This is a genomic window from Corynebacterium halotolerans (genome assembly GCF_050107895.1).
In the GTDB taxonomy this organism is placed as follows: Bacteria; Actinomycetota; Actinomycetes; order Mycobacteriales; family Mycobacteriaceae; genus Corynebacterium; species Corynebacterium halotolerans_B.
In genome coordinates this window covers 86,521-95,992 of record NZ_JBNILW010000014.1, presented here as the reverse complement: position 1 = coordinate 95,992, position 9,472 = coordinate 86,521, and the positions used below count along the sequence as shown (strand labels likewise).

The following is a 9,472-nucleotide window of genomic DNA, read 5'->3' as shown; positions in this document are numbered from 1 at the left end:
GGGGGGGGGGGGGGCAAGAACCCGTTGATCATCGCCGATGACGCTGACCTGGCCAAGGCCGTCGACGGTGCCGTCACCGCCTGTTTCTCCAACTCGGGCCAGCTGTGCATCTCCGTGGAACGGATTTACGTCCACCAGGAACTCGCCGATGAGTTCACCGCCCGTTTCACCGCCGCCGTCAGACGGTTGCGGCTGGGTTCCGGACACGAATGGACCGTGGACATGGGATCGCTGATCTCCACCGGGCACCGCGCCCACGTGGCGTCCCTGGTGGACGACGCCGTGGCCAAGGGAGCGGCCGTGCTGACCGGTGGCCGCAGTCTGCCCGAACTGGGCGGATGCTTCTACGCCCCTACGGTGCTCAGTGGGGTACCGGAGGACGCCGAGCTGTTCCGGGAGGAGACCTTCGGTCCGGTCGTGGCCGTCGAGCTGGTGAGAAGCAATGAGGAGGCGGTGCGCCGAGCCAATGACTCCGTCTACGGCCTCAACGCCAGTGTGTGGGCCCGTCCCGCGACCGGCCGAAAAATCGCCTCCCAGCTGGAGGTCGGCACGGTCAACATCAACGAGGGCTTCGCCGCCGCGTGGGGCAGCGTGGATGCACCGATGGGTGGCTGGAAGGCCTCGGGTGTGGGACGTCGGCACGCGGATGAGGGACTGCTGAAGTACACCGAGTCCCGCACCGTCGCGGAGCAGCGCCTGCTGCCGATCACCGGCCCGAAGGGCATGCCCCGGGAGAAGTACGCCGCGGTGCTGAGCACCGCCCTGAAACTGGGAAAACAGCTTCTGCGCTGACCGGGAAACCGCAGGTAACCCGGGTCAGTCAGGCGGCACAGGAGGCGAAGCCGAGCCAGGTGTGCCGGTTGTTGTGCCAGCACCACCCCACCTTCGGGGCGTCCTTGCGTTCCTTGCCGTCGCGCCCGGTGCCACCACTGATCCAGATGGCGGGCGTGCGCGCATCCAGTCCGTTCCCCCGACGAGCAGGCTTACGGGTGGCAATCGTCATGAAGCACTTGCCCGTCTCCAGCTGTTCCGGTTCCTGCAGCAGCCAGGAGATCCCCTCATTGACAGTCAGTGGCCGGCGGTCGCGTCCGAGCAACTCCGGCAGGGCCTCCGCCGGGGACCAGTTCAGCAGGTCGTCGCCACGCGTCACCTTGCTGATTGTGTAGAGCCCCGACACCGGAACGTCGAGTTCGGGGAGTGGGCCGAAATCATCGAGGTCAGTCATGTCGGTGACCACGAAGCCGGGCTTCCCGGCGTGCTGCAGCAATGGGGCAAGCCGGGAGGCCGGCACCAGTGAGGGGCCGACAACCAATAATGAGGGCCCGTCCCCACCGTCCGCTTCTGCCGCGGCCACCCGGAACTCGTCCGGGCTCATGCCCGCCAACTCGGGCACACCGAGCTCGACCAACTTTTCTGCCTGGGTGATGATGTCCATTGCCAACCCCTCCATGTATCAGCCTCCTTGGTCTCCCATCCCGGCGAACACCGGATCCTGCGTAGCGCGGTGCCGGATGTCCCCGCAGGTGGCACAGGTCCAGATCCGGTGACCCACGCTGCCCGTGAGAACCCCGCTGTCCCAGCCGGGATAGTGGGATCTGGGGCGGTTCCAGTCATGCCCGTTGCCGCAGGAGGCGGGGTGCGTCTCGATTACATCCTTCGACATCCTCATCATGGGGCGGAGTCTAGAAGAAGGGGTGGACATTGCCGTTGAGCTGCGGCCACCTCAGACGGGAATTAACCCTGGTACTGGGCCAGCTGGATCCAGTTGCCACAGGTGTCGTTGAGTACCGCCACGCTGACCGTGCCCATGTCCGTGGGGGCCATGTCGAACTCCACGCCGAGTTCGGTCAGTCGTTCATACTCCGCCTGGATATCATCCACGGCGAACTGGGTGAAGGGGATCTTGTCCCGGAACAGCGCCTCCTTGAAGGGCCGGGCCGCCGGGTGGCCCGTCGGCTCCAGCAGGAGTTCTGTGCCTTCGGGATCTTCCGGGGAAACCAGGGTCAGCCAGCGGGCCTCTCCCACGGGGACATCATGCTTGACGATAAAACCGAGCTTTTCAGTGTAGAACTGGCGGGCTTTTTCCTGGTCGTCGACGAAGACGCTGGTGACATTGATGCGCATGCCGCCAGACTAGTTGCCGGGGCTGCTTCCGGCAGTTCTGCGGGGCAGTCTCGCCGGTTCGGCGGGATGAGCCGCAGATCACGGCCAAATATGTACCAGGTGGGCCCGCTTTCCTTCTACTGTCTAGGCAATGGATTCCGTGCCTGTCCCGACTGCCCGACGTCACCGTGTCCGCCCCGTCCTGGTGGCGCTGGCGACACCGTTTCTCCTCCTCGGTACCCCGTCCGCCATGGCCGCTGACTCCGCGGGCATCGGACAGACCGATGCCGCCTTCTCCCCGACCACCCCTGGGCCCACAATCACCGCGATCCAGGAGCTCGTCGAAGACGGCACCGTCTCGGAAGAATTGTCCGAGACCCTCGGTTATCACCCGGAGGAGAGGGACGGCTTCGCCACCGATCCGGCGGGAGCATGTTCTTCCCCGGTAGAGCTCCCCGCGTCCTTCGACATCGCCTGCCAGACCCATGATCTGGGGTATGACCTGCTCCGGGCCGCCGAGGAAGCGGGTGAGACCATCCCGCCGGAGCTACGCTCTCAACTGGACCAACAGTTCTATCAGCGCATCTCGGACACCTGCACGGGGCCGACATGTGAGGCCGCGGCACTGGTCACCAGAATCGCGGTCAGCGCCAACACGCTGCGGCAGGGCGGCGGCGCTCCGGTTGCCGAGGAGTGGCCGTGGTCGAATTGGTTGGCTTAACTGCGTATTCCACCGGCGACTCCGGCTACCGAGCGCCCTGAACTGCAATGGACAGCCTGCATTCCCCGACCAGTGTCACAGGCGTGCTGCTGGTGAAGAGAGCCGGCTGTGCCATAAGAGGTCATCAGTGCCCCGGAACCGATACCCTCACGTGACACCCCGTCGCCGTGGCAGGACAGACGGTCATCACTACTCTAATTCACTGGCAGCCGTTTCCTTCGGTGGGGAAATCTCCCTGTATCACCGCCGTAGTCCCAGCCACCTCCCTCGAGAAGTCTGTACCACCGGGACCGTTTCCCGCCCCCACTGCCGGGGAAGAATCCCGAGCGTCTGCCACCTTTCCCGGACACAGATACCGCTACACGACAAACAAATTTAGATAAAAATAATTGAGCGCTAAAAGAAGTGTGCTTTACTAGTTACCACACCCCACGCCCCACACGAAACGAGAGCAAAGTGACTACGAACATCGCACACCCCTATAGCCCCGCTAAGCGCTTCGGAAACCAGATCTACGTTTCGGGGGCACTCTCAGTGGACCGCGATTACCAGCCAGTCGACGGACGCCGGGAAGCCCTCGATGCGGCCATGGAACGCATGACGGAGCGACTCGCCACAGTCGGGGGTGAGATCAAAGACCTGGTAAAGCTGACCTATTTCGTCACCGACCTCTCCCTACGGGAGGAGGCCAACCAGCAATTCATCGACCACTTCCTGGAGGCTGGGCCAGCACGAACCTTTGTGGAAGCCTCAGCCCTGCCCTATGGCGCAACAGTCGAAATCGATGCCATCGCCATAGTAGATGAAGAATAGGGTCATGACGTATCCAGGAAAAATAAGCGCCGCCACTCGGATCAAGGAAGATTACGTCGACGATCTCATCGCCCAGTGGAAGGCCGAGAAGCCCGAACTAGACACGAGCGCGCTACACATATTCGGTCGACTCCACCGGCTGTACCTGATGTACAACCACGCCATCTCAGACACCTTTGAGCAGTACGGCATCAACGCCGCCGGCTTTGACGTGCTCTCCACCCTGAAACGCTCGGGCGGAGACTACACCCTGACCCCCACTCAATTGGCTGAATTTTCCCTGGTCACCTCTGGGGGCATCTCTCTCAGATTGAATCGCCTGGAAGATGCGGGCCTAGTTGAACGAATACGGGAGAAATCTGACCGGCGTTCCGTCCACGTTCGCCTGACCCAAGCTGGTCAGGACCTCGTCTCCGAAGTGGCCGAGGTCCACTTCGCCAGAGAAAAGGAGATGATGGCCGGGCTCTCCCCCGAGGAAGCGGAGGAGCTGACAGAGCTCCTACGCAAGCTCGGCATGTCCGTAAAGACATACCTCTGGGGCGCAGACCCCGAAAACTAACCCCTGCACCAACCGCACCTTCCGCCCACCCTGGGCGCCTGAAGGTGCGGTTTTTTCATTTCCCCAACACCACCCCGACTCTCAGGACCGAGCAGATTAAAGGTCACCACCCCACAGGCCCTGACCCCATCAACGATTTCCCTGTCCCCACCGGGACCAAGGAAGTTCAACACCTCCATGCCAGACCTGTCACTGGACGCTCCCTCGCCTGCGCCCCGCCATCAGAAACAGGCAACCTCCCAAATTTTCTTCCTCGGTGGACTGCCCTCTTGAGCAGGCATTTATAGGGCAACCAAACCAAGAAAACGGGGGAATCAACAAGATAAATAGATCTCAACCCTTGCTTATTTGTGTCCCATGCCATAGCTTTAGCGCCAAGCCCTTAAGCGCTAAACTATTAAGCGGAAGGTCCCCTCCCCATGACCCTTGAAGCAACATCCACGAAGCCGGTCGTGCATCGTGGCCACATCAGTGCCCGCATTGAGCGGCTTCCCCGAACCAGGTGGCAGGTAAAAGCCCGCGTCGTTGTCGGGGCCGTCACCTTCTTCGACGGATTCGAGCAGCTCATGCTGGCCTATTCCCTGCCTGTCCTGGTGCAGAAGTGGAGCCTGGATGCTCTCCAGACCACCTGGCTCATCACCGTCGGTGGCCTCGGCATGCTGGTTGGCGCCCTTTCCGGCGGCTTCACAGCAGACCGGGCCGGTCGCCTGAAAGTCGTCACCGGAGCTCTGATCATCTTCTCCGTCACCTCCCTGGGCATGGCCTTCACGGATTCCCTGGAAGTCTTCATGGTGCTGCGGTTCATTGAGGGCATCGGCCTTGGCGCAGCAGTTCCGGTCGGAGCCAGCTACGTCAATGAGATCGCCAAGGCCAAGGGGCGCGGCAGGTTCGTTCTCCTCTATGAGACCGTCTTCCCCGTCGGCCTGGTTATCTCCGCAGTTGCTTCTTCCTGGATCGTCCCGCGCTTCGGTTACGAGGTTCTCTTCGTCATCGGTTTCCTCCCCATCCTGCTCACTCCTCTGGTCATGCGGTTGCCCGAGTCACCGCGCTGGCTAGCCTCCCGTGGTCGCCTGGAAGATGCTGACCGATCGATGGCGCGCATCGAATCCGCCGTAGAAAAGGACACCGGTAAGCCGCTGCCGCAGCCAGATCTGAGCGTCGCCACGGAGGAAACCAATGAGCGTGGCAGCTTCCTGGATCTCTTCCGGAAGAAGTACCTGCGTCGCAGTCTGATGCTCGCCGGTCTGTGGTTCTCCGCCTACTTCGTGAACTACGGTATCGCCTCCTGGCTCCCGACGATCTACTCCAAGACCTTCAACGCCGATGTCCAGACCGCGTTGCAATACAGTGTGGCCACATCGTGTGCCGGCCTGGTCGGCTGCCTGGTGATCGCCTTCGTCATCGATGGTTTGGGACGCAAGCTCTGCCTCTCCGGAGCAATGCTCACCGCCTCGATCCTCCTGTTCACTCTTTCCGGACTCGGAGCCACGAGCGCCATCCAGGTCGTTATCTGGACAGCCTGCACCGCCGTCTTCATCTTCGCGGTCAACATGGCGCTCTACGTCTACACCGCCGAGCTCTACCCCACCAAGATCCGCGCGATGGGCTCGGCCTGGGGTGGTGCCTGGGCCCGCCTCGGAATCATCCTCGGCCCCATCATCGTCGGTCAGGTGCTTGCCACCACCGGGCAGATCAGCACCGCATTCACGGTCTTTGGCTGCGTAGCGTTCGTCGGCTTCCTGATTGCCGCCATCTTCGGCATCGAGACCAAGGAAAAGACTCTGGAGGAGATCAACAAATGACTGTCACCCTGCAAACCTCGTCCCGAAATTCCCACAGCTCCTTCAGCGCTCTTCCTCAGGTCCGCAACGCCATCCGCCTCGGCGGCGAATGGGTGCACGGTGAAGGCAAGCTCTATACCGTCACCAACCCTGCCACTGGCGAGCTCGTCCAAGAGATCAACCAGGCTTCCGCTGAGCAGGCCAAGCAGGCCATCGACCTGGCGTACACCGCCTGGCGAGAGTCGGAGTGGCGCACCTGCTACCCGCACGATCGGGCCCTGGTCCTTCACCAGATCGCTGGTCTGATCGATGACAACCTGGAGCGTCTGGCCTGGATCCAGACCCTGAACACCGGCAAGACCCTGAAGGAAACCCGGGCCCTCGTCGGTAGCGCAGCCAAGACCTTCCGTTACTACGCCGCCGCAGTGGAGACGCAGGAAGGAACCCTGACTACCCAACGTGGCCCGTGGCAGACTCAGACCACTTTCGAACCACTCGGAGTGGTCGCCGCGATCACCCCGTGGAATTCCCCCATCGCCTCAGACGCCCAGAAGATCGCTCCGGCCCTCGCTGCGGGTAACGCCGTCGTAGTTAAGCCGGCGGAATGGACCCCCCTCATCTCCATGGCGTTGATGGAACTGGTCACCCAGTCTGACCTCCCAGACGGTCTGGTCACCATCCTTCCTGGAAAGGGCTCCGTGATCGGTGACGTGATCACCAGCCACCCCAAGGTCAGCAAGATTGCCTTCACCGGCGGTACCAGCACCGGACGACGCATTGCCCACGAAGCCGCCGAGCGACTGATCCCCACCACTCTCGAACTCGGCGGAAAATCTCCGACCGTGGTTCTGGAGGACGCCAACCTCGAACAGGCCCTCCAGGGTGTGCTCTACGGCATCTTCTCCTCCAGCGGACAAAGCTGTATCGCCGGCTCCCGGCTTTTCGTTCACCAGAGCTTGTACCGGGAGTTTGTCGAAGAACTGGTCCGGCGCACCACAGCCCTGAACATCGGGCCGGGCACTGACCCCGACACTGACGTCGGACCGTTGGTCCACACCAGGCACCGTGACTCCGTCGCAGCCTACGTCGAACGGGCCCGGGCCGAAGGCGGCACTGTCCTCTGTGGCGGTCGTGTCCCGGCGGATCCGGCTCTCGCCGCAGGCTCCTATTACGAACCCACGATCATCGAGGGACTCACCAACTCCAGTCTGACCGCCCAGGAAGAGATCTTCGGCCCGGTCCTGGTCTGCATCCCCTTCGCCGACGAAGAGGATCTCGTTGAGCAGGCCAACGATACCGTCTTCGGGCTCGCCGCCGGCATCTGGACCCCCAACTTCTTCCGGGCGCAACGCCTGGCTGAGCGTATTGACGCCGGCACCGTCTGGATCAACACCTACAAACAGTTCAGCATCTCCACCCCCTTCACCGGGTTCGGGGACTCCGGTCTGGGTCTCGATAAGGGACGAGCCGGTCTGGCTGAGTACTCCAAGCGCAAGAGCCTCTACTGGGGCACCAGTGAAGAGCCGATGAGCTGGGGAAAACACGGCTGAGTTCGCCGTGGGAAACCCTTCTCAGACACATCTACAGCAGAAAGAGAAAATCATGTACCAACAGCAACACCCGCCAATCGCCCGCTTGCGGAAGCTCCGCTTCGTTGAGCTGTGCACGACCGCACTCGATGACTCCGCCGACTTTTACGCCGGCGCCTGGGGCCTGAACACCGTCGAGCGCGATCACGACCGCGCCTGGCTTCGCGGCACCGGTCCGGAGCACCACATCCTGCAGCTGACCGAAGCCCCCAAGAACGGACTCGGCCGAATCAGCTTCGCGGTGGCCACCCCCGCCGAGATCGACGAAGCCGCCCGCCGCCTGGAAGCCCGCAACATCCCGATCGTCTTCGGCCCCGCCCCCTCGGAGAACGCCGGTGCCGGCTACTCGTTGCAGTTCCTGGACCCGGAAGGCAGGATCATCGAACTGCTCGCCGACTTCTGGGCGGTCCCGGAGCTTCGCAATGATGATGCGGTACCCCAGTCCCTGGCTCACGTCGTCCTCAATACCAGTGACATCGATCGGTCGGTCGACTTCTACCGGGACGTGCTCGGCATGCGGGTCTCCGACTGGTCCGAACACCAGATGGCCTTCATGCGCTGCAACTCTGACCACCACTCCATCGCCTTCAACCAGGCCGAGTGGGCCTCCGTCAACCACGTCGCCTACGAGATGCCCTCGATCGACCACTTCATGCGCGGTATCGGCCGACTTCGCCACACCGGCCAGGTTCCGATGTGGGGCCCGGGACGCCACGGGCCCGGCGACAACACCTTCTCCTACTTCGGGGACCCGGCCGGCCTGGTCTGTGAATTCACTTCCGAGGTCGCCCAGATCGATGAGGACCAGTGGCTGTGCAAGGTCTGGCGCCGCGTCCCCGAGCTCTCCGACACCTGGGGCACCGCAGGGCCGCCCAGCCGAGACGTCCGTTCCCACATGGCGGGTGTCCCAGACGAAGGGTTCTTCCACCTGGTGGAGGACGCCAGCGCCCTGGAGACATTCGGGGACCGCCCCCTGTCGCTTCAGCAAACCACCTGATTCACCGGAAACCCACCCAGAAAGGAATGACCACCATGTCGGAGTTCAATCAGATCCCCTCCGTGAGAGAGGGCCCCCACGGGATCAATCTCACGGAGAGCGGGCAGGGTATCCCCGTCTTTCTGCTCCACGGCATCGGCAGTTCCGGCGAGATCTTCCTCCCGCAGCTGTCTGAGCTCGGCCCCGACTTCCACGTGGTGGCCTGGGACGCACCGGGTTACGGACGTTCCGAGGACGCTGTCGAAAACCTGCGGATGGACGATTTCGCGGATCTCGCGGCCGAGTGCATCCAGGATTCCTTCCCCGACGGTGCCCATGTCGTCGGAATGTCCTGGGGCGGAGTCATCGCCACCCGGCTTGCACTACGGCACCCGGAACTGGTCCGCAGCCTGGTGCTCGGGTCGTCCACGGTCGGTTCCGGTGCCACCCCGGAGCAGGCCGAGGCGATGTCGGCCCGCCCCGGCCAGCTGGAGCAGCACGGCGCTTCAATGTTCGCCGCCCAGCGGGCACCTCGCCTGGTGGCGGACACCGCCCCGGAACCGGTGCAACAGGCGGCGGTCGAACTGATGGCGCAGTCCATCCGACTGCCGGGCTACGGCGACGCCGCGGAGTCCATGGCGGAAACCGACCACACCCCGGATCTGGCAAAGATCTCCCAGCCCACCCTGGTGATCTGGGGAGAAAAAGACCGGATAACCGGGCACCCTGCTGCTGTCCCGCTCATCTCCGGCATCCACGGAGCTGTCGGGGTGGAAGTCAAGGACGCCGGTCATCTGACCAACTGGGAGTCTCCGGAGAACTTCAACTCCTGGGTCGCCTCTTTCGCCCTCATCTCCGAACGCATGGGGGCAACCGCACACTTCACCAATTCCCGGCCACTGGCATTCCAGTCGGCCCTCTCCTGAAAGG

10 protein-coding genes are annotated in these 9,472 nt (G+C 63.0%); 8 read left to right on the top strand and 2 right to left on the bottom strand.

The window, feature by feature from the left end; all coding sequences use genetic code 11:
- The coding region (locus ACQCVD_RS13045; protein ID WP_426824201.1) for an aldehyde dehydrogenase family protein at positions 1 to 792 on the top strand (792 nt) is incomplete at its 5' end.
- Between the two features lie 28 nt (positions 793 to 820).
- On the opposite strand, the gene ACQCVD_RS13040 is transcribed toward ACQCVD_RS13045, so the two are convergent.
- The gene (locus ACQCVD_RS13040; RefSeq protein ID WP_426824200.1) at positions 821 to 1,450 is read right to left on the bottom strand and encodes a DUF5701 family protein; all 630 of its coding nucleotides are present in this window, start codon (positions 1,448 to 1,450) and stop codon (positions 821 to 823) included.
- Between the two features lie 284 nt (positions 1,451 to 1,734).
- Positions 1,735 to 2,124 (bottom strand): VOC family protein, encoded by a 390-nt coding sequence (locus tag ACQCVD_RS13035; protein ID WP_426824199.1) that lies wholly within the window; start codon positions 2,122 to 2,124, stop codon positions 1,735 to 1,737.
- A gap of 130 nt (positions 2,125 to 2,254) precedes the next feature.
- Between ACQCVD_RS13035 and ACQCVD_RS13030 the strand changes: the two genes are divergently transcribed.
- From ACQCVD_RS13030 to ACQCVD_RS13000, 7 genes are all read left to right on the top strand, one after another.
- Positions 2,255 to 2,824, top strand: a complete 570-nt coding sequence (locus ACQCVD_RS13030; RefSeq protein ID WP_426824198.1) for a hypothetical protein — start codon at positions 2,255 to 2,257, stop codon at positions 2,822 to 2,824.
- 456 nt (positions 2,825 to 3,280) lie between these two features.
- On the top strand, positions 3,281 to 3,637 hold the full coding sequence (locus ACQCVD_RS13025) for a RidA family protein (protein WP_426824197.1): 357 nt from the start codon (positions 3,281 to 3,283) through the stop codon (positions 3,635 to 3,637).
- 4 nt (positions 3,638 to 3,641) lie between these two features.
- A complete protein-coding gene (locus ACQCVD_RS13020; protein WP_426824196.1) occupies positions 3,642 to 4,196 on the top strand; it encodes a MarR family winged helix-turn-helix transcriptional regulator in 555 nt (184 codons plus the stop codon).
- A gap of 419 nt (positions 4,197 to 4,615) precedes the next feature.
- Entirely contained in the window at positions 4,616 to 5,998 is a 1,383-nt protein-coding gene (locus ACQCVD_RS13015) for an MFS transporter (RefSeq protein WP_426824195.1), read from the top strand.
- Positions 5,995 to 7,527 (top strand): aldehyde dehydrogenase, encoded by a 1,533-nt coding sequence (locus ACQCVD_RS13010; protein ID WP_426824194.1) that lies wholly within the window; start codon positions 5,995 to 5,997, stop codon positions 7,525 to 7,527. The genes ACQCVD_RS13015 and ACQCVD_RS13010 overlap by 4 nt, the downstream gene beginning before the upstream one ends.
- Before the next feature lie 52 nt (positions 7,528 to 7,579).
- Positions 7,580 to 8,563 carry a VOC family protein gene (locus ACQCVD_RS13005; RefSeq protein WP_426824192.1) on the top strand — a complete coding sequence of 328 codons (984 nt, stop codon included), beginning with the start codon at positions 7,580 to 7,582 and terminating at the stop codon, positions 8,561 to 8,563.
- A 35-nt stretch (positions 8,564 to 8,598) separates the two neighbouring features.
- Positions 8,599 to 9,468 (top strand): alpha/beta fold hydrolase, encoded by an 870-nt coding sequence (locus ACQCVD_RS13000; protein ID WP_426824190.1) that lies wholly within the window; start codon positions 8,599 to 8,601, stop codon positions 9,466 to 9,468.
- Positions 9,469 to 9,472 lie beyond the last annotated feature (4 nt).

Bases quoted from the DNA above. Each gene is read 5' to 3' on its own strand.
- ACQCVD_RS13040 (WP_426824200.1), bottom strand. From the start codon at position 1,450: ATGGAGGGGTTGGCAATGGACATCATCACCCAGGCAGAAAAGTTGGTC.
- ACQCVD_RS13035 (WP_426824199.1), bottom strand. From the start codon at position 2,124: ATGCGCATCAATGTCACCAGCGTCTTCGTCGACGACCAGGAAAAAGCC.
- ACQCVD_RS13030 (WP_426824198.1), top strand. From the start codon at position 2,255: ATGGATTCCGTGCCTGTCCCGACTGCCCGACGTCACCGTGTCCGCCCC.
- ACQCVD_RS13020 (WP_426824196.1), top strand. From the start codon at position 3,642: ATGACGTATCCAGGAAAAATAAGCGCCGCCACTCGGATCAAGGAAGAT.
- ACQCVD_RS13015 (WP_426824195.1), top strand. From the start codon at position 4,616: ATGACCCTTGAAGCAACATCCACGAAGCCGGTCGTGCATCGTGGCCAC.
- ACQCVD_RS13010 (WP_426824194.1), top strand. From the start codon at position 5,995: ATGACTGTCACCCTGCAAACCTCGTCCCGAAATTCCCACAGCTCCTTC.
- ACQCVD_RS13005 (WP_426824192.1), top strand. From the start codon at position 7,580: ATGTACCAACAGCAACACCCGCCAATCGCCCGCTTGCGGAAGCTCCGC.
- ACQCVD_RS13000 (WP_426824190.1), top strand. From the start codon at position 8,599: ATGTCGGAGTTCAATCAGATCCCCTCCGTGAGAGAGGGCCCCCACGGG.